Origin of the sequence: Comamonas sp. NyZ500, from assembly GCF_016772095.1 — a bacterium.
In the GTDB taxonomy this organism is placed as follows: domain Bacteria; phylum Pseudomonadota; class Gammaproteobacteria; order Burkholderiales; family Burkholderiaceae_C; genus Comamonas; species Comamonas thiooxydans.
In genome coordinates, this window is record NZ_JAEIJE010000005.1 from 67221 (window position 1) to 86066 (window position 18846).

The window sequence follows — 18846 nt, forward strand, 5'->3', positions numbered from 1 at the left end:
GATCAAGTCCTGCAGATGCTCTTTGGATCTGCTGATCTTGAACCGTGGCGCACCGTTGTGGTCGCTGACCTGAGCTCTGAATTTCGTGAACTCCGCCTTGCCTACCTCCGTCTTGCGTTCGGCCTTGCCTTTCTCGCAGCGCGAATTTCGCGATGCGCTGGGGCAATTTGCCACCGGCGTGACCATCATCACGGCGCGCAGTGCAGAGGGCCATGCGGTGGGCTCCACGGTCAGCTCCTTCAACGCACTGTCGCTGGCGCCCTCGCTGGTGCTCTGGAGCCTGGGTCTGAAGGCCAACTCACTGCCCGTGTTCCGCCACAGCACGCATTACGCGATTCATGTGCTGGCGGCTTCGCAAAAGCCGCTGGCCGAGCTGTTTGCACGCAAGGGCGCGGACCGTTTCAGCCATACGCAGCACCATGACTCCGAGCATGGCGTGCCGCTGCTCGAGGGCTGCTGCGCGGTCTTCGAGTGTCGCAATCTGCGCCAGCATGAGGAAGGCGACCATCTGCTCTTCATCGGCGAGGTGGAACGCTGCGAGCACCATGCCGACCGCGCGCCGCTGCTCTACCACTCGGGCCATATGCACGCCCACGGCTTCGTCAGGTAAGGCCGGCTGCCGACTGGGAACCCTACCTAGTCGGCTTGAACGATACCGATCTCCAAGGCCCGCCCTAGATTGCCCCCAGGCCTGCCGCGTCAGGCCCGAGGACAGTGGTTGCAACGCTTTGGAGACACATCATGATCGATTGCGAAGACAGGTCGGCCCATACCCAGCTCAAGGTGGCCGCGGCAAGCAGGACGGGTATCGAGCTCAGGCGCATCTCACCCGCCATCGGCGTGGAGGTTTCGGGCATAGACCTGCGCCAGCCCATGAGCGAGGAGCAGGCGCGCGAGCTGCGCCAGGCGCTGGTGGCGCACAAGGTGCTGGTGTTTCGCGAGCAGAACATCACGCCTGCCCAGCATGTGGCGTTTGCGCGCCGCTTCGGCGAGCTGGAGCTGCATCCGGTATTTCCCCATCACCCCGACCATGCCGAACTGGTGCTGCTGGGCGGCAACAGCAAGATCCCTGGCACCGAGAACGTCTATCACACCGATGTCTCCTGGCGCGAGACGCCTTCCATGGCTTCGGTGCTGCGCTGCGTGGAATGCCCCGAGGTCGGCGGCGACACGGTCTGGATCAATATGGAGCAGGCCTACGAGCAGCTGCCCGAGACGCGCAAGCAGCAGATCGCCGGCCTGTATGCCGTGCATGACATCCTGCCCTCGTTCGGTGCGCGCATGACGCCCGCAGAGCAGGCCCAGGCGCGTGGCAAATACCCGCCCGTGGTGCACCCGGTGGTGCGCACCCACCCCGAAAGCGGCCAAAAGATTCTCTACGTCAACGAGACCTTCGTCACGCATTTCGCCAACTTCAGCTCGAACTTCGACAGCTTCCGCTCGGCCAACGAAATTCATGCCCAGCAACAGGATCTGATGAACTATCTGCTGCGCCAGCCTGCGATTCTGGAATACCAGATGCGTCTGCACTGGGAGCCCAACACCATCGCCATGTGGGACAACCGCTCTACCCAGCATTACGCGATTCAGGACTACTTCCCGGCCGTGCGCCGCATGCATCGCGCCACGGTCGTGGGCGACAAACCGTTCTGAGCCGCCCGCCAATCAAACTGGGTCGTGCAGGTGGTTTAACGCTGCGTTAAACCACCTGCGGCAGTCTTGTCTTGTAGAGTTCAAAGCAGTAAGCATCTGCTTTGAACCTCCCAAACAGCGAGACAGGACATGCAGCAACAAGACTTTGATTACGATTTTCTGGTCATAGGCGGTGGCTCGGGCGGCGTGCGCGCCAGCCGTGTGGCTGCCGGCCTGGGGGCCCGTGTGGCTGTGGTGGAGGCTGCCCAATTGGGCGGTACCTGCGTCAACGTGGGCTGCATCCCCAAGAAGCTGCTCAGCCATGCCGCGCACTTCAGCCAGCTGGCCGAGGAGGCCCGGGGCTTTGGCTGGCAGCTGGAGCAGCCGCGCTTCGACTGGCCCACGCTGATTGCCAACAAGGACCGCGAAATCGAGCGCCTGAACGGTGTCTACGGCCGCATGCTGGCCGGCGCAGGCATTAGCCTTATCCATGGCCGTGCGGCGCTCTCGGGGCCGCATAGCGTGCTGGTGAACGGCCAGACCATCCATGCCCGCCATATCCTGATTGCAACGGGCGGAACACCCAGCCTGCCCGATATTCCTGGCGTGGAGCATGCCATCAGCTCTGACGAGGCCTTCCATCTGCCGCATCTGCCCAGGCGGGTGGTGGTCGTGGGCGGAGGCTATATCGCTGTGGAGTTCGCCTCCATCTTCAACGGTCTGGGCGCCGAGACGACTCTGCTGCACCGCCGCCAGCAGTTGCTGCGCGGCTTTGATGCAGACCTGGGTCTGCATCTGGGCCAGGAGATGGCTCAGCTGGGTGTGAACTTTCGCTGGGGCGAAGAAATACAGGCCATCGACAAGCAGGCGGACGGCCTGCACCTGCAGCTCAAGAGCGGCGAGCAGCTGGTCGTGGACTGCGTGATGTATGCCACGGGTCGTGTGCCCCTGATCGAAGGCCTGGGGCTGGAGGCAGCGGGTGTCAAGGTCAACGACAAGGGCGCCATCGAGGTGGATCAACATTTCTGCAGCAACGTGCCCTCCATCCATGCCGTGGGCGATGTGGTCGATCGCATGGCTCTGACACCCGTGGCGCTGGCTGAGGGGACGGTGCTCGCCCATCATCTGTTCGGCCAGGGCGGCAAGAGCGCTCCCGACTACGAGCTGGTGCCGACGGCGGTGTTTTCCCATCCGCAGGTGGGCACCGTAGGCCTGTCGGAGGAGGTGGCGCGCGAGCGCTTCGGCGCAGTGCAGGTTTTCCAGTCCGGCTTCAGGCCGCTGACCAATCGCATGGGGGCCGAGCCCGAGAACGTCTTCCTCAAGCTCATCGTCTCCAAGGCCGACCAGCGCGTGCGCGGCGTGCATATGGTGGGAGAGGGCGCGGGCGAACTGATGCAGGGCTTTGCCGTGGCGCTGCAATGCGGCGCGACCAAGCAGCAGTTCGATGCGACCATAGGCATACACCCGACCGTGGCCGAGGAGCTGGTGACAATGCGCGAGCCGGTGCGCGAATGAGGAATGACACCCCGCGCTTTCGCAGGGTGCAGGGCCGCGCGGCGGCATCGCAATGAAAAATGGGCCTTTTCAGGCCCATTTCCTTGTCCATCAAGCGCTAGCGCTATGGATAGATGAGTTGGTATCAGCCGCGCGCGGCGTCCGGCAGCTCGATCTTGACTTCCAGAACCTCAAGGTTTTCCTGGCGCTCCAGCTGTACCTTGATGTCATTGGGGTTGATGTCCACATACTTGGAAATCACGGCCATCAGCTCTTTTTGCAGGGCAGGCAGATAGTCGGGCTTGCCACTTTCGCCGCCCACGCGCTCGCGCGCGAGAATGATCTGCAGTCGCTCCTTGGCGACCGAGGCGGACTTCTTCTTCTCTCCGAGCAGAAACGACAACATGGACATCAGGCTTACCTCCCGCCAAACATGCGCTTGAAGAAACCGGGTTTGACGGCTTCGGTAAAGCGCATGGGTTTTTCTTCGCCCAGGAATCGGGCCACCACGTCCTGATAGGCCTCTGCCACATCCGTGCCTTGCATGTGCACGGCAGGAATGCCCTGGTTGGAGGCCTGGAGCACGGTTTCGGATTCGGGGATCACGCCGATCAGCTCGATGCGCAGAATGTCCTGGATATCCTCCAGCGACAGCATCTGGCCGTCTTCCACACGATTGGGGTTGTAGCGCGTGATCAGCAGATGCTCCTTGATGCGCTCGCCCTTGACCGCACGCTCCGTCTTGGAGCTGAGCATGCCCAAGATACGGTCCGAGTCACGCACCGACGAGACTTCGGGGTTGGTCACCACCAGGGCCTCTTCGGCATAGTGCATGGCCATCAGTGCGCCGCTTTCAATGCCGGCGGGCGAGTCGCAGATGATGAACTCGAAGTCCATGGCGGACAGATCGTCCAGCACCTTCTTCACGCCTTCCTGCGTGAGGGCTTCCTTGTCTCGGGTCTGCGAAGCGGCCAGCACGAACAGGTTTTCGCACTGCTTGTCCTTGATCAGGGCCTGGTTCAGATTGGCTTCGCCCTGGATGACATTGATGAGGTCATAGACCACGCGGCGTTCGCAGCCCATGATCAGATCGAGATTGCGCAGACCCACATCGAAGTCAATCACTGCGGTCTTGTGGCCGCGCAGTGCGAGGCCGGATGCGAAGCTGGCGCTGGTGGTGGTCTTGCCGACACCGCCTTTGCCAGAGGTCACGACGACGATTTTGGCCATGTTTGCACGATTCCTTTAAGACAAATGGGGCAGGTTGATAGGGTGTCCGGTGTGTCTCTCATACCGGCTCGATAACGATTCTTTCTCCCTCCAGGCGCACCTTGGCAGCTTTGCCGGCGACGTCCTTGGGGAGATCGGTTTCAATTGTGCGGTAGATACCTGCGATGGAAAGCAGTTGCGCCTCCATGCAAGTGCTAAAAATTCTTGCGCTGGTGTTGCCGCTGGCCCCGGCCACGGCGCGGCCGCGCAGCGGCGCATAGACATGGACGTTGCCGTCGGCAATCACCTCGGCACCATAGCTGACCATGTCCAGAACCACAATGTCGGTGCCTTTGGCATAGACGCGCTGGCCCGAGCGCAGCGGCCGGTCCACGATGACGGCATCGGCCAGCGGAGCAGGCACCTCGACCTCCACTTCGCGAATGATTTCGTGGATTTCCGGCTCGGTGCGGCGCGTCGGCATGGCATCGGGGGCTGCGCTCAGACCAAGGGCCTTGGCTGCTTCCATCTGGGCCTCGCTGCCGCTGCGCACGGCAACGGGCACTGTGCGGTGGTTGCGCAGGGCCTCGATCAGGGCCGGGAAGTCGATTTCTTCCTCTGCTTCGCGCACCTGGCTGAGGTCGATCAGCACAGGGTCGTTGTCGAAGAAGTCCGGGTCGTCGGCAAGACGGCGGGCCAGATCCTGGGCCAGCGCCTGCATGTCGGTGCTGCGAAGTACCACGGAAAGCACCGGCAGTTGTGCGCTCTTGAGGTCAAAGCTGGGGCGCTCGGCGCCGGTCGATTCAACAGACATGGATGGGATCAGCGCACATCAGGTGCTCTATGAGGACGACAAAGTGTACCTGCCTACCGGCAAAAGATATGGTCACCGAGTGTTTGCACTGCAACACTTGATGCACCTCAGAGGCCTGTGTCTGTGCAGGTCTGGATGAAAATACAGTCATGTCTCCAGAGCTTTTGATCCAGGGCGCCTGTGCCAGCATCACCTTGCGCCGTCCCGAAGTTGCCAACAAACTGCTGCCCGAAGACCTGATCGTGCTGCGTCGTCAGATCGACGAGGTCAACGCCAGCCCCGCGGTGCTGGTGCTGACGCTGCAGGCGGTGGGCAAGCATTTCTGCAGCGGTTATGACATTGGCGAGATCGCCAACAGCCAGAACGAGGGCAGCTCCTTCGGCGAGATGGTGGATGCCATCGAGAACTGCCGTCCCGTCACCATTGCCGCGATTCAGGGCGGCGTGTTCGGCGGCGCCACCGATATGGCACTGGCCTGCGACTTCCGCGTGGGCGGGGCCAACAGCCAGATGTTCATGCCCGCCGCGCGGCTGGGCCTGCATTTCTACCTCTCGGGCCTGGAGCGCTATGTGACCCGCCTGGGCGTGGATACGGCCAAGCGCCTGTTCCTGAGCTGCGAGAAGCTGCAGGCCCAGGCCATGAAGGACTGCGGCTTTCTGACCGATCTGGTGGACGGCACCGATATCGGCGAGCGCGTGATGCAGCTGCAGACCACCTTGGCCGGCATGGCGCCGCTGGCCTTGCTGGGGATGAAGAAACATCTCAACGCCATTGCCCGCGGCGTGCATGACAAGGCCGGCATCGATGCTGCCGTGCAGGCCACCATCGCCTCGGCCGATCTGAAGGAAGGCGGCGCGGCCTGGCGCGAAAAGAGAGCTGCCCGCTTTCAGGGGCACTGATCCCCAAGAAGGGACGGTAATCCTTTGCAAGGCGGCGGGGGCCACCCAGGCCCTCGCACCGCGCCTGCCGCGTCAGGACACTGTGCCTGCTTCTGTCCTGGCCAGATATTCCCTGGCAAAGCCTTCGTACCAGTCCAGGCAGCCTGGGTTGGCCATGGCGTCCTTGTTGACCACCTTGGCCAGCGGCTGGCCCAGCAGCAGCTTCTTGATGGGCAGCTCCTGCTTCTTGCCGCTGAGCGTGCGTGGTATCTCGGCCACGGCAAAGATATCGTCGGGCACAAAGCGGGGCGACAGCGCCGAGCGGATGGCCTTGTTGATGCGCTCGCGCAGCGCCGCGTCGAGCTCCACGCCCGGACGCAGGGCCACAAACAGCGGCATATAGCTGTCCTTGCCCAGATATTCGAGATCCACCACCATGCTGTCCAGCACCTCGGGCAGGGCCTCGACGGCGCTGTAGATCTCGCTGGTGCCCATGCGCAGGCCATGGCGGTTGATGGTTGCATCGCTGCGGCCGTAGATGATGCAGCCGCCCTCGCCAAGCAGCTTGATCCAGTCGCCATGACGCCAAACAGGCCCCATTTCGGCGTCACCATCGCCGCCGCCCGGTTGGCGGCCATGGCCGGCCGGGTACATATCGAAGTAACTCGACAAATAGCGCTTGCCGTCCGCATCGCCCCAGAGAAACAGCGGCATGGAGGGAATGGGCTGGGTGCAGACCAGCTCGCCGACCTCGTCCATCACGGGCTGGCCCTGCTCGTTCCAGGCCTCGACGGCCGCGCCCAGCTGGCGGCATTGCATGACGCCGGGCACCAGCGGCAGATCGCGGTTGCCGCCGATAAAGGCGCCCGCGAAGTCGGTGCCGCCGGATAAGTTATTCCACCAAATATTGGCGCGGCCCAGTTTCTCGAATTGGTCTGTACCCCATTGCTGAACTTCAGCAGACAGCGGCGAGCCCGTGCTGCCCAGCCCGCGTATGCGCGACAGGTCGCCGCAGCTGGACAGCTCAAGGCCGGCCTTCATGCAGTTGGCATAGAAGGCCGCGCCCGAACCAAAGCTGGTCACGCCGGTCTCGGCCGCAAAGCGCCACAGCGTGCCCCAGTCGGGCTTGTCCTTGCTGCCGCCGGGGCTGCCGTCGAAGATCACGCAGCTCGTGCCGCCCAGCAGGCCCGAGACCTGGGCATTCCACATCACCCAGCCCGTGGAGCTGTACCAGTGGTAGCGCTCGCCCCAGCTGTTGGACTCGTAGCTGCAGCCGATGTCGTTGTGCAGGGCCTTGAGCTGCAAGGCCACCAGCACCATGCCGCCATGGCCGTGGACTATGGGCTTGGGCAGGCCCGTGGTGCCGCTGGAGTAGACGATCCACAGCGGGTGGTCGAAGGGCAGCCACTCTGGCGTGAAGGCTGCCGTCTCCGCATCATTTCGTGCGGTAACGTTGGTGTAGTCTGCGGTGTCGGCTATCTTTATCGAGGTATCCAGATTGGGCACCAGCACCACGTGCTGCACGCTGGGCAGGCCCTGGCGCAGCTCCTGCAGGACCTCGCGGCGGTCTATGTCCTTGCCTGCGTAATGCACGCCGTCCACGGCGATCAGCGCCTTGGGCGCTATCTGCTTGAAACGGTCGAGCACGGCATGGGTGCCCATGTCGGGCGCGCAGATGCTCCAGATGGCGCCCAGACTGGCGCAGGCCAGAAAGGCGACGATGGCCTCGGGAATATTGGGCAGATAGGCCGCGACGCGGTCGCCCTTGGCAACGCCCTGGGCACGCAGATGCAGGGCCAGGGCCGCCACCTGGCGCTGCAGCTCGGGCCAGCTCAGCTCGCGCTGCAGACCCTGCTCGTTGCGGCTGATGACGGCCGGCATGCCGGCGGCATGGGCCGGCTGGACATGGCGCAGCACCTGCTGCACATAGTTCACCTGCGCGCCCGGGAACCACTGCGCACCGGGCATGGTGTTCCTGGCCAGCACCGCGCTGTGCGGCGTGGGCGACTGCAGATCGAAGTAATCCCAGATGCTTTGCCAGAAGGTGTCGAGATCGCTGGTCGACCAGCGCCACAGCGCGTCATAGTCGGCAAAGCTCAGGCCGCGCGTTTCATGCAGCCAGTTCTGGTACAGCCGGATCTGAGGGATATAGGGAGCGGGGTGTTGCGGTGCGGAAGACATGGGTCCAGCCTAGCGCTGCAGCCCTTGCAAGTCATTGGTGGTGGCCCCGTCAGATGTCACCTGTGCAGCAGCGCGGTCGGCTGTATGGGCGCACACGAGCACAGCTGAGCGGTCAAACCGATAATCGGGGCCTGTCTACACCGTCAACGGCGCATGCCGGCGACCCGCACCCCATGTCCGCTTTGCCCACCCGCGTGCTGGCCGTCATTCCGCCGATGACGCAGCTCAACACTCCCTACCCCTCCACGGCCTATCTGACCGGCTTTCTGCGCTCGCGCGGCATCACCGCCATGCAGGAAGACCTGGCACTGGCACTGGTGCTGCAGCTGCTCTCGCCCGATGGCCTGCGCGCAGTGGCCGAGCGCATCCAGAGTCTGCCTGCCAGGCAGCACACGCCTGCCGTCCAGTCCTTTGTCGCGCAGCAGGAGCGCTATCTGGCCACGATCGCGCCCACGATTGCGTTTTTGCAGGGGCGAGACTCCACGCTGGCCCACCGCATCGTGGGGCGCCACTTTCTGCCCGAAGGCCCACGCTTTGCCACGCTCGATGTGTATGAGGACGAGGAAGGCGGCGATCCGCTGGGCTGGGCCTTTGGCGCTTTAGGCCTGCAAGACAAGGCCAAGCATCTGGCCACGCTATACCTCAACGATCTGGCCGATGTGCTGCGCGATGCCGTGGACGAGCGCTTCGAGTTCGTGCGCTATGCCGAATCGCTGGCCGGCAGCCAGCCCAGCTTCGATCCGCTGGCCAGCGCACTGGCGGCAGAGCCGAATCTGGTGGACGAAGTGCTGGAGCGCCTGACGCTGGAGGCCGTGGAGCGCCACCAGCCCACGGTGGTGCTGCTGTCCGTGCCCTTTCCGGGCTCGGCCTATGCGGCGTTTCGCATTGCCCAGACCATCAAGTGGCGCTTCCCGCAGATCGCCACCGTGCTGGGCGGCGGCTTTGTCAACACCGAGCTGCGCCAGCTGGCCGAGCCGCGCGTGTTCGACTACTTCGACTTCGTGACCCTGGATGCGGGCGAACGCCCGCTGCTGGCGCTGCTCGAGCATCTGCGCGGCGAGCGCGGCAGATCGCGCCTGGTGCGCAGCTTTGTGCGCGGCGACGATGGCAAGGTGCAGTACGTGAACATGATGGAGTCCGATATCGCGTTTGCCGAGGTCGGAACGCCCACCTGGGACGGCCTGCCGCTGGACCGATACCTGTCGCTGCTGGACATGCTCAACCCCATGCACCGTCTGTGGAGTGATGGGCGCTGGAACAAGCTCACCGTGGCCCATGGCTGCTACTGGAAGAAGTGCAGCTTCTGCGATGTCAGCCTGGACTATATCGGCCGCTACGAAGGCGCCAGCGCCGCCGTGCTGGCCGACCGTATCGAGGCCATCGTCGCCGAGACCGGCCAGACCGGCTTTCACTTTGTCGATGAAGCCGCGCCGCCCAAGGCGCTCAAGGCGCTGTCGCAGGAGCTGATTGCGCGCAACGCCGGCATCTCCTGGTGGGGCAATGTGCGCTTCGAGAAGACCTTCACGCCCGAGCTGGCCGAGCTGATGGCCGACAGCGGCTGCATCGCCATCTCGGGCGGCCTGGAAGTGGCATCCGACCGGCTGCTGGCGCTGATGAAAAAAGGCGTGACCGTGGACCAGGTGGCACGTGTGACCAAGGCGTTTTCGGAGGCAGGCATCCTGGTCCATGCCTATCTGATGTACGGCTTTCCGACGCAGACCGTGCAGGACACGGTGGACGCGCTCGAGTATGTGCGCCAGCTGTTCCTCAACGGCTGTATCCAAAGCGGCTTTTTTCACCGCTTCAGCTGCACCGTGCACTCGCCCGTGGGCCTCAACCCCGAGGAATACGGCATCGAGCTGCCGCCGCTGCCCGAGGGCAACTTTGCCAAGAACGACCGTCCCTTTATCGACCCCACGGGCGTCGATCACGACGCACTGGGCGCGGCGCTCAAGAAGGCCATCTACAACTTCATGCACGGCATCGCGCTGGAGGAGGATGTGCGCATGTGGTTCCCGTTCAAGGTGCCCAAGCCTACGGTCAAGCGCGATCGCATTGCGCGCGCGCTGCAGCAGAAGCAATGAATTTGATAGCTTCTTGCGCTTGCTGATCAATCACTTCATATCTATTTATCAATGAAGTCATTGATGGGTTGGCGCTGGAAGCTATGTATTTGATAGTCTGACGTTCTGCCGCCGTTTTCCCGCGTGTGCAAGAGACCACAGTCCCTGGTTTACCAGTGCTTGCACGACCCCAGCGGGCAAGCACTGCTTGCCATAATCTGCTCCGTTTTTGATATCTCCAAGGAGCGATGGGATGGGAATGTTTCAATGGACGGAGCGATCGTCCGATGTCTTGCAGGGCGGTGGCGTCATCGGCCCCGATGAGCGACTGCCCTGGACGCAGACCGGTTTGATGGGTATCCAGCACGTGATCGCCATGTTCGGCTCCACGGTGCTGGCTCCCATCCTCATGGGGTTCGATCCCAATCTGGCGGTGTTGATGAGCGGCATCGGCACGCTGATCTTCTTTCTCATCACCGGCGGCAAGGTGCCCAGCTATCTGGGCTCTTCCTTTGCCTTCATCGGTGTGGTCAACATCGCCACCGGCTACGTGGCCAGCCAGGGACCTGCCAACGCCAATATCGGCGTGGCGCTGGGCGGCATCATTGCCTGCGGCTTTGTCTACATGCTGGTCGGCCTGCTGGTGCAGATGGTGGGCACGGCCTGGATCGAACGCTTCATGCCGCCCGTGGTGACGGGCGCCGTGGTGGCCATCATCGGCCTGAACCTGGCCTCGATTCCCATCAAGAACATGGCGTCCAACAACTTCGAATCCTGGATGCAGGCGCTGACCTTTGTCTCCGTGGCACTGGTGGCCGTGTTCACGCGCGGCATGCTGCAGCGCCTGCTGATTCTGATCGGCCTGATCATTGCCAGCGTGCTCTACGCCGTCTTCACCAACGGCCTGGGCTGGGGCAAGCCCGTGGATCTGAGCGGCGTGCTCAATGCCGCCTGGTTCGGCATTCCCAGCTTCCATGCGCCGGTGTTCACCAGCAATGCCATGCTGCTGATCGTGCCCGTGGTCATCATCCTGGTGGCCGAGAACCTGGGCCATATCAAGGCGGTGACCGCCATGACGGGCAAGAACCTGGACCAGTACATGGGTCGTGCCTTCATCGGTGACGGCGTGGCCACCATGGTCTCCGGCGCAGCCGGCGGCACAGGCGTGACCACCTATGCCGAAAACATCGGCGTGATGGCGGCGACCCGCATCTACTCCACGGCCGTGTTCTTTGTGGCGGCCCTGCTGGCCGTGCTGCTGGGCTTCTCGCCCAAGTTCGGTGCGCTGATCCAGGCCATTCCCCTGCCCGTGATGGGCGGTGTCTCCATCGTGGTGTTCGGCCTGATCGCCATTGCCGGCGCCAAGATCTGGGTGGACAACAAGGTGGACTTCTCCGACACCAAGAATCTGATCGTGGCTGCCATCACCCTGATCCTGGGCACCGGAGAATTCACGCTGAGGTTCGGCGAATTCGCGCTGGGCGGCATCGGCTGCGCCACCTTTGGCGCCATCATCCTGTACGCACTGCTGACCATGGGCGAGCGCAAATCTGAAACCAAGGTACAGGCCAAGTGAGTGCCAACATGTAATCGGGGGAACATTCCCCTGACAGCAGCGCGGGGCCTTTGCCGAGAATTCCGGTGTTAATGTTCCGCGCTGGTAACATTTCTCTCTGGAGATATGCCGCCCTACCCGGGCGGTTTTTTTAGAGGTGCCAGTCTGAGCGCCGAGCATAAGCCGCAAGAATGCCAGCGCGTTGGCGCCGGTCAGGCTCGTGTGCCGGGCCGGGGCCTCTGAGTTTGGAGCATGCAATGTCCATCGCAGATCGCGTACGTTACCCAGAATTCCTCTCGCGCGTCATGACGGCCGAAGAGGCCGCCGCCCTGATTCCCCACGGTGTCAATGTCGGTATGAGCGGCTTTACCGGAGCCGGTTATCCCAAGGCATTGCCACAGGCCATAGCGGCCCGTGCCAAGGCAGAGCATGCCCAGGGCAAGCCCTACAAGATCAATGTCTGGACCGGCGCGTCCACCGCCGCCGAATGCGACGGCGTGATGGCCGAAGCCCACGCACTGGGTCAGCGCCTGCCCTTCAACACCGATCCCATCGCGCGCAAGGCCGTGAACTCGGGTGAGATCGACTTCATCGACATGCACCTGTCCCATGTGGCGCAGCATGCCTGGTTCGGCTTTCTGGGCCATATGAACATCGCCGTGATCGAGGTGCTGGGCGTGACCGCCGATGGTCTGCTGATCCCGTCGACGGCCGTGGGCAACAACAAGACCTGGCTGGAGATCGCCGACAAGGTGATTCTGGAAGTCAACACCAAGCCGCCCGCCCGGATGGAGGGCATGCACGACATCTACTACGGCACGGCCATCCCGCCGCGCCGCATGCCCATCAACATGACGCATGCCGATGACCGCATCGGCGATGCCTACCTGGAGGTGGACCCCGCCAAGGTCGTGGCCGTGGTCGAGACCCACAAGGGCGACCGCGACAATGTGTTTGCCACACCGGACGAAAACTCCCAGAAAATAGCCGGCTACATCATCGACTTCCTGGCCCACGAGATGAAGATGGGCCGCCTGCCCAAGGAAATGCTGCCCATCCAGTCGGGTGTGGGCAATGTGGCCAATGCCGTGTTGGCAGGCTTGCTGACCGGCCCGTTCGAGAACCTGCTGGGCTTTACCGAAGTGCTGCAGGACGGCATGCTGGATCTGCTGCGCGCGGGCAAGATGAGCAAGGCCTCGGCCACCTCCATCTCGCTGTCTGCTGCGGCCTACAAGGACTTCGAGGACAACATCGACTTCTACCGCGAGCGCATCATCCTGCGCCCGCAGGAAATCTCCAACCACCCCGAGCTGGTGCGCCGCCTGGGCATCATCGCCATGAACTCGATGATCGAAGCCGACATTTACGGCAACATCAACTCCACCCATGTCATGGGCACGGGCATGATGAACGGCATCGGCGGATCGGGCGACTTTGCACGTAACGGCTATCTGTCCTTCTTTGTCACGCCCTCGGTGGCCAAGGACGGCAAGGTCAGTTGCATCGTGCCCATGTGCTCGCATGTGGACCACACCGAGCATGACACCCAGATCATCGTCACCGAGCAGGGTCTGGCCGATCTGCGTGGCCTGTCGCCCAAGCAGCGTGCGCAAGTCATCATCGACAAGTGTGCCCATCCGGACTACCGCGCCCAGCTGCAGGATTATTTCGACCGCTCGCGCCAGCAGGGTGCACAGCACACGCCGCACATCCTGACCGAGGCGCTGTCCTGGCATCAGCGCTTCATGGACAAGGGCGATATGCGGGGCTGAGTTACCCCCTGAGCCGCTTTGCGGCTTCCCCCAAGGGGGACGACACCATTGCTGCGGGGCGGCGGGGCCGCCTAGGCCCTTGCTTGGTGTCTCTGATCTGGTAGCTGGTGAACTGGTCGCCGTGTACTAGTCCGCTTGGTGCTGGCGTCTGCTGCTCCAAGTCCTTAGCATCGAAGGACGCTCTGCAAAGAGCGTCCTTTTTTCATGCACCACAAGGACTGGTATGGCGATCTGGACCCGAGAGCTTGATCTGAAAGCGCTGAACGCAGGCAGCGCAAACACTGCAATTTCCCATCTGGGCATTGAGTTCACCGAATACGGCGACGACTATGTACGCGCCCGCATCCATGTGGATGAACGCACCTGCCAGCCCTATGGCATTTTGCACGGCGGTGTCAGCGTGGTGCTGGCCGAGACGTTGGGGTCGATGGCTGCGGCCTGCAGCATTCCCGAAGGCTACCGCTGCGTGGGCCTGGGCGTGACTGCCAATCATGTGCGAGCAGGCCGCAAGGGCAGCTGGATCACCGCCACGGCGCGGCCCACGCACCTCGGGCGCACCACGCATGTCTGGGCGGTGGAGCTGCGCGATGAAGAGGGCAAGCTGACCTGCAATTGCAGTCTGACGATGGCAATCCTGCCGCCAGAGGCGGCGAAGAATGTGCGACTGGATGCGGCGTCGTTGGGCGGGGTTCAGTAGGTTTTTGGTTTGCGAGACCGCTTTGTTTTGAGGATATAGGCCGGGTTTCGCCCGGCTGGCGACCTACTTTCTTCGCAAGAAAGTAGGCAAAGAGCAGGCCCCTACTGCCCACGTCCCTCCGGCTTCGCCTGTGGGCAACCTGCGCCGACAACCTCTTGTGGCTGTACGGCAAAACTCACTTCGAGCTTCGCTCTCCGTTCAAACACATTGCCGTAAAAGTGAGGACGATGCGTCTGCACTCTACGGTGCAGCCGCGCGCCACAAGAGGCTGCCGTCGCAGGCGTGGGCACAAGGGGCAATACCGGAGACAGGATAGCTCCGAGATAAATTTGATAGCTGCCACCGCAATTCATATAAGAGCTTGAGCCTGATTTCGCCACAAGTCTTGCAGGCTGTCCGCTCCCGCCCGTCTGGCTGTGCCTGCGGCACGCGGTTCAGGCTGCGGGCAATGCTGCCGCAGGACAGCATTGCTTTGTGAACTGACTTGCCGCCGTTTGTCTGAGCGCAGCGGCATGCCGCGCAGCGAGTTGGGCGGCACCGTAGGCTGAATTGTGTGACGCAGGTTTACCCGGAGCGAAGCGCAGGGACACAGGCAATCGGATAGCGCTCTTTGCCTACTTTCTGGCGCGCTAGAAAGTAGGTCGCCAGCCGGGGGAAGTCCCGGCCTCTGTCCATAAATCAGGCATACGGTTGCAATCCAAACATCAAACAGAGGAGGTCTCAAAAGCTTATCCATCAGGCGTGAACAGCTATCAAAACAAGACGACAGTCAAACTCCCAACAACACCGACAACTTCTCCGGTTGCCGCAACAGATCAGCGGACTCGGCCTGCAAGGCCAGTCGGCCTTTTTCCATCACCACGGCCTTGTCGGTATGGGCCAGCACCTTTTTGTAGTCGCGGTCCACGATCAACGTGGAGATGCCGGTTTCACGAATCTGTGCAATCACGCGCCAGATTTCGGCCACCACCAGAGGAGCCAGTCCTTCGGTGGCCTCGTCCAAAATCATGAGGCGCGGATTGGTCATCAGTGCGCGGCCGATGGAGACCATCTGCTGCTCGCCGCCCGAGAGTTGATCGCCGCCGTTGGACAGTCGCTCCTTGAGGCGTGGAAAGGTTTCCAGCACACGCTCGTAGGTCCAGCCCCGGCTGCCGTCCAGGCCGGCTCTGGCGCTCATCAAGAGGTTTTCCTTGACGGAGAGATTGGGGAATACGCCGCGCCCTTCGGGGACGTAGCCAATGCCGAGGCGCGCCATTTTTTCGGGGGCGGAATTCGTTACCTCCTTGCCGTCAGCAAACACCCGGCCCGAACGTGCCGCCACATAGCCCATCAGCGTGCGGATCAGCGTGGTCTTGCCCATGCCGTTGCGGCCCAGCAGGCCCACGGCCTGGCCCTGGGGAAGGTCCAGCGAGATGCCGTGCAGGATATGGCTGTCGCCGTAAAAGCTGTGCACCTCTTGCAGGCTGAACATGGCATGGTTCGAAGCCCCGGAAAGTGGGCGCGTGCCTGTGCCAGAGGCGGCAAGCAAGGGCCGCCCCGCAGCGATGGTGCCGTCCCCCTCCCGCGCAGCGAGAGAGGGGGAAGCGACAGAGCCGCTCAGGGGGTGCTTTGTTTCAAGCATGTTCTTCTTCTCCCAGATAGGCGGTGCGCACGACCGGGTCGTTGCGAATCTGATCGGGCGTGCCCGTGGCTACCACGCTGCCGTTGACCATGACGGTGATGCGATCGGCGATGCGGAAAACGGCATCCATATCGTGCTCCACCAGCAGCACGGCATGCGCGGATTTGAGCTCCTGCAGCAGCTCCAGCATGCGTTCTGTCTCTTCGGCGCCCATGCCTGCCAGAGGTTCGTCAAGCAGCAGCACGCGGGGTGCTGTGGCCAGACACATGGCGACCTCCAACTGGCGCTTGGCGCCGTGGCTCAGGCTGCCGGCGATGCGCTCGGCATGCTGGGCAAGACCTGCGCGCTGCAGTGCAGATTGCGCCCGCTGCATGCTGGCCGCGCAATGCTGGGCCGATTCCCAGATGCGCCAGGGTCTGGGCAGCGCCTGGGCCTGGGCCGTGAGGCGACAGTTCTCCAGCACCGTGAACTCGGGAAAGATGGTGGTGCGCTGATAGCTGCGCCCGATGCCGGCCTTGGCGCGCTGCGGCTGCGGCATCTGCGTGACGTCCCGGCCTTCAAGCGCAATGCTGCCGCTGCTGGCCGCTATCTCGCCCGAGAGCATGTTGATCAGCGTGGACTTGCCTGCGCCGTTGGTGCCGATGACGGCATGGACCTCGCCCTGGTGCAAATCCAGGTCCACATTGTTCACGGCCACCAGCCCGCCAAAGCGCCGCGTCAGGCCGCGCACCGACATCTGGGGAGCATTGTCCGCATTAGCCATGATCTGCTCCTTGCTGGCCGGCGCTTGTCGACTGAGACTTCTGCGCCGCTGCCTTCTTCTGCCATTTGTCGTTGATGCCCACCAGCCCCTTGGGCAGCAGCGCGACCAGCGCGATGATGGCGATGCCCAGCGTCAGCTGCCAGTGATCTGCGGCATTGCCAACGATGGCATGCGTGCTCAGCAGCTCCTTGAGCAGCACAAAGGTGATGGTGCCCAGCACGGCACCGCGCAGCGAGCCCACGCCACCCAGAATCAGCATCAGCAATACCTCGCCGGAGTGGTGCCAGGCCAGCAGCTCGGGGTTGACCACGGCATCGCGTGCGGCCAGCAGAAAGCCCGCCAGACCCGCCAGCGCACCGGCAATCACAAAGCCGGCGAGCTTGTAGCCGTAGGTGGCAAAGCCGGCAGCGCGCATGCGCTGCTCGTTGACGCGAATGCCGGCCAGCGCATGGCCGAAGCGAGAGTGGCGCAGCATGGCGATGAAGGCATAGACCAGCACCAGCGCGGCCAGTACCACGAAGTACTGCGTGCTGCTGCTTTCCATGTCCAGTGCGCCTATGGCCGGGCGCTGCATCAGGTAGATGCCGTCGCTGCCGCCGAAATAGCCCACGTCGTGCACGACAAAGAAAGCCAGTTGCGCGAATGCCAGCGTGACCATGATGAAGTACACGCCCTTGGTGCGCAGACTCAGGGCGCCCACCACCAGCGCATACAGGCCCGAGACACCGACTGCGGCGCCGAGCATGACGAGAAAGTTGCTGCCGTCCTGGCCGGCTGCCTTCACCGCCGCATAGGCACCGAGCCCGAAGTAGGCCGCATGGCCCAGGCTGACCAGCCCTGCGCCGCCCACCAGGATATGCAGGCTCAGCGCAAAGATGGACAGGATCATGATCTTGACCACCAGATCGGAGAGATAGGCCGACCAGAAGGGCTGTGCGGCAGCCAGCAGCGCTGCAACAGCCAGCGGCAGCACCACAGCTACCCACACGCTTTTGGCGCGAATGGGGCGGCTCTGGTTGGTGACGGCCGGTGCTTCTGCATAGGCCTGATTGGATTGCGGCAGCGGCGTATAGGAGGTATCGCTCATATCAGTGATCCTTGACACTGCTTGCAGAACTGGCGTGAGCCAAGCAGGGGACATGGGGCAAGGGCCTGGCCGGCCGCCCCGCAGCGAAGGTGTTGTCCCCCTCCCGCGTGGCGAGCGAGGGGGGAAGGCGCGAAGCGACTCAGGGGGAGCTTCATCATCTCTTGCCCATCAGGCCTTCCGGGCGCCATACAAGGATCACGGCCATGAGCAGATAGATGCTCATGCCGCTGAGCTCCTGAAAGAACACCTTGCCGAAGGTATCCACAAAGCCCACTAGCAGCGAGGCAATCAGCGCGCCGGTGATCGAGCCTATGCCGCCGATGACCACCACCACAAAGCAGATGATGAGCACGCTGGAGCCCATATTGGGGTAGACCGAACTCATGGGCGCCGCGATCATTCCGGCCAGGGCCGCCAGGGCCACGCCCACGGCAAAGACGATGCGGTACAGGCGCTTGATGTTGATGCCCAGGCCGCGCACCATGTCGCGGTTGCTGGCACCGGCACGAATCATCATGCCCAGACGCGTGCGGTTGACGGTGTAGTACATCAGCAGCGCCACCAGCAGGCAGGCAGCGGCTGCAAACACGTTGTACCAGGGGTACTGCATCATGCCCATCAAAGGGAAGCTGCCGGCCAGCCAGGCAGGCTTTTCCACGCCATGCACATCGTTGCCCACGAGGATGGCGCGCAGGCCTTCAAACACCAGAATCAGGCCATAGGTCATCAGCACCTGCTGCAGGTGATCGCGTTCGTAGAGAAAACTGAAGAATGCCCATTCGAGAAAATAGCCCAGCACCACGGCCAGCACCACCCCGGCCAGCAGCATGATGATGAAATGCTGGCCCAGGTACGGTGCGAGCGAGAACGCCACATAGGCACCGATCATGTAGAAACTGCCATGGGCGAGGTTGATCACCCCCATGATGCCGAAGATCAGCGTCAGGCCAGAGGCCAGCAGAAACAGAAGCAGTCCGTACTGAACAGAGTTCAGACACTGCACCAGAAAAGTGGCGAGATCCACGGCAATCCTTGTTGAAGCAGGAGGCTGCAAAGCGAGGCATACAGCCCGGCGAATCG

General features: G+C 62.8%; 16 protein-coding genes. 8 read left to right on the top strand and 8 right to left on the bottom strand.

Features of this window, described 5'->3' with window-relative positions:
• The first annotated feature begins 85 nt into the window (after positions 1-85).
• From JAO85_RS10000 to gorA, 3 genes are all read left to right on the top strand, one after another.
• Positions 86-610 (top strand): flavin reductase family protein, encoded by a 525-nt coding sequence (locus JAO85_RS10000; protein ID WP_087866126.1) that lies wholly within the window; start codon positions 86-88, stop codon positions 608-610.
• 131 nt (positions 611-741) lie between these two features.
• Positions 742-1653 carry a TauD/TfdA family dioxygenase gene (locus JAO85_RS10005; RefSeq protein WP_202788001.1) on the top strand — a complete coding sequence of 304 codons (912 nt, stop codon included), beginning with the start codon at positions 742-744 and terminating at the stop codon, positions 1651-1653.
• Positions 1654-1782: 129 nt separating this feature from the next.
• Positions 1783-3147, top strand: a complete 1365-nt coding sequence (gene gorA / locus JAO85_RS10010; RefSeq protein WP_202788002.1) for a glutathione-disulfide reductase — start codon at positions 1783-1785, stop codon at positions 3145-3147.
• 124 nt (positions 3148-3271) lie between these two features.
• Here gorA and minE read toward each other — a convergent pair whose 3' ends face one another.
• Genes minE through minC form a run of 3 tightly spaced genes read right to left on the bottom strand, consistent with a single transcriptional unit; the run spans position 3272 to position 5149 of the window.
• Entirely contained in the window at positions 3272-3538 is a 267-nt protein-coding gene (gene minE, locus JAO85_RS10015; RefSeq protein WP_003071985.1) for a cell division topological specificity factor MinE, read from the bottom strand.
• A 5-nt stretch (positions 3539-3543) separates the two neighbouring features.
• The gene (minD, locus tag JAO85_RS10020; RefSeq protein WP_003069672.1) at positions 3544-4356 is read right to left on the bottom strand and encodes a septum site-determining protein MinD; all 813 of its coding nucleotides are present in this window, start codon (positions 4354-4356) and stop codon (positions 3544-3546) included.
• A gap of 58 nt (positions 4357-4414) precedes the next feature.
• Entirely contained in the window at positions 4415-5149 is a 735-nt protein-coding gene (gene minC / locus JAO85_RS10025; protein WP_034351247.1) for a septum site-determining protein MinC, read from the bottom strand.
• A gap of 149 nt (positions 5150-5298) precedes the next feature.
• Between minC and JAO85_RS10030 the strand changes: the two genes are divergently transcribed.
• Positions 5299-6048, top strand: a complete 750-nt coding sequence (locus JAO85_RS10030; RefSeq protein ID WP_202788003.1) for an enoyl-CoA hydratase/isomerase family protein — start codon at positions 5299-5301, stop codon at positions 6046-6048.
• Positions 6049-6120: 72 nt separating this feature from the next.
• Here the strand turns inward: JAO85_RS10030 and JAO85_RS10035 are convergent, their stop codons facing one another.
• Positions 6121-8208: an acetoacetate--CoA ligase gene (locus tag JAO85_RS10035; protein WP_202788004.1), complete on the bottom strand. Its 2088-nt coding sequence runs from the start codon at positions 8206-8208 to the stop codon at positions 6121-6123.
• Between the two features lie 173 nt (positions 8209-8381).
• Between JAO85_RS10035 and JAO85_RS10040 the strand changes: the two genes are divergently transcribed.
• The 4 genes from JAO85_RS10040 to JAO85_RS10055 all read left to right on the top strand — a co-directional run bounded on the left by JAO85_RS10040 (position 8382) and on the right by JAO85_RS10055 (position 14295).
• Positions 8382-10292, top strand: a complete 1911-nt coding sequence (locus JAO85_RS10040; RefSeq protein WP_039049342.1) for a radical SAM protein — start codon at positions 8382-8384, stop codon at positions 10290-10292.
• Positions 10293-10524: 232 nt separating this feature from the next.
• Complete coding sequence (locus tag JAO85_RS10045) at positions 10525-11847, top strand: solute carrier family 23 protein (RefSeq protein ID WP_003069662.1); 1323 nt, start codon at positions 10525-10527, stop codon at positions 11845-11847.
• A 236-nt stretch (positions 11848-12083) separates the two neighbouring features.
• Complete coding sequence (locus tag JAO85_RS10050; RefSeq protein ID WP_202788005.1) at positions 12084-13598, top strand: acetyl-CoA hydrolase/transferase family protein; 1515 nt, start codon at positions 12084-12086, stop codon at positions 13596-13598.
• Between the two features lie 223 nt (positions 13599-13821).
• Complete coding sequence (locus JAO85_RS10055; protein WP_034382695.1) at positions 13822-14295, top strand: PaaI family thioesterase; 474 nt, start codon at positions 13822-13824, stop codon at positions 14293-14295.
• 769 nt (positions 14296-15064) lie between these two features.
• Here JAO85_RS10055 and JAO85_RS10060 read toward each other — a convergent pair.
• The 4 genes from JAO85_RS10060 to JAO85_RS10075 form a co-directional block, all read right to left on the bottom strand.
• A complete protein-coding gene (locus tag JAO85_RS10060; protein WP_045839295.1) occupies positions 15065-15766 on the bottom strand; it encodes an ABC transporter ATP-binding protein in 702 nt (233 codons plus the stop codon).
• A gap of 142 nt (positions 15767-15908) precedes the next feature.
• A complete protein-coding gene (locus tag JAO85_RS10065) occupies positions 15909-16679 on the bottom strand; it encodes an ABC transporter ATP-binding protein (RefSeq protein ID WP_087865004.1) in 771 nt (256 codons plus the stop codon).
• Positions 16672-17766 (bottom strand): branched-chain amino acid ABC transporter permease, encoded by a 1095-nt coding sequence (locus tag JAO85_RS10070; protein WP_039049346.1) that lies wholly within the window; start codon positions 17764-17766, stop codon positions 16672-16674. Before JAO85_RS10070 ends, JAO85_RS10065 begins: the two co-directional genes overlap by 8 nt.
• A 154-nt stretch (positions 17767-17920) precedes the next feature.
• A complete protein-coding gene (locus tag JAO85_RS10075) occupies positions 17921-18790 on the bottom strand; it encodes a branched-chain amino acid ABC transporter permease (RefSeq protein WP_012836600.1) in 870 nt (289 codons plus the stop codon).
• Positions 18791-18846 lie beyond the last annotated feature (56 nt).

Coding starts and splice junctions, on each gene's coding strand:
- minE (WP_003071985.1), bottom strand. CDS start 3,538: ATGTCCATGTTGTCGTTTCTGCTCGGAGAGAAGAAGAAGTCCGCCTCG.
- JAO85_RS10065 (WP_087865004.1), bottom strand. CDS start 16,679: ATGGCTAATGCGGACAATGCTCCCCAGATGTCGGTGCGCGGCCTGACG.
- gorA (WP_202788002.1), top strand. CDS start 1,783: ATGCAGCAACAAGACTTTGATTACGATTTTCTGGTCATAGGCGGTGGC.
- JAO85_RS10060 (WP_045839295.1), bottom strand. CDS start 15,766: ATGTTCAGCCTGCAAGAGGTGCACAGCTTTTACGGCGACAGCCATATC.
- JAO85_RS10005 (WP_202788001.1), top strand. CDS start 742: ATGATCGATTGCGAAGACAGGTCGGCCCATACCCAGCTCAAGGTGGCC.
- minC (WP_034351247.1), bottom strand. CDS start 5,149: ATGTCTGTTGAATCGACCGGCGCCGAGCGCCCCAGCTTTGACCTCAAG.
- minD (WP_003069672.1), bottom strand. CDS start 4,356: ATGGCCAAAATCGTCGTCGTGACCTCTGGCAAAGGCGGTGTCGGCAAG.
- JAO85_RS10055 (WP_034382695.1), top strand. CDS start 13,822: ATGGCGATCTGGACCCGAGAGCTTGATCTGAAAGCGCTGAACGCAGGC.
- JAO85_RS10030 (WP_202788003.1), top strand. CDS start 5,299: ATGTCTCCAGAGCTTTTGATCCAGGGCGCCTGTGCCAGCATCACCTTG.
- JAO85_RS10070 (WP_039049346.1), bottom strand. CDS start 17,766: ATGAGCGATACCTCCTATACGCCGCTGCCGCAATCCAATCAGGCCTAT.
- JAO85_RS10035 (WP_202788004.1), bottom strand. CDS start 8,208: ATGTCTTCCGCACCGCAACACCCCGCTCCCTATATCCCTCAGATCCGG.
- JAO85_RS10040 (WP_039049342.1), top strand. CDS start 8,382: ATGTCCGCTTTGCCCACCCGCGTGCTGGCCGTCATTCCGCCGATGACG.
- JAO85_RS10050 (WP_202788005.1), top strand. CDS start 12,084: ATGTCCATCGCAGATCGCGTACGTTACCCAGAATTCCTCTCGCGCGTC.
- JAO85_RS10045 (WP_003069662.1), top strand. CDS start 10,525: ATGGGAATGTTTCAATGGACGGAGCGATCGTCCGATGTCTTGCAGGGC.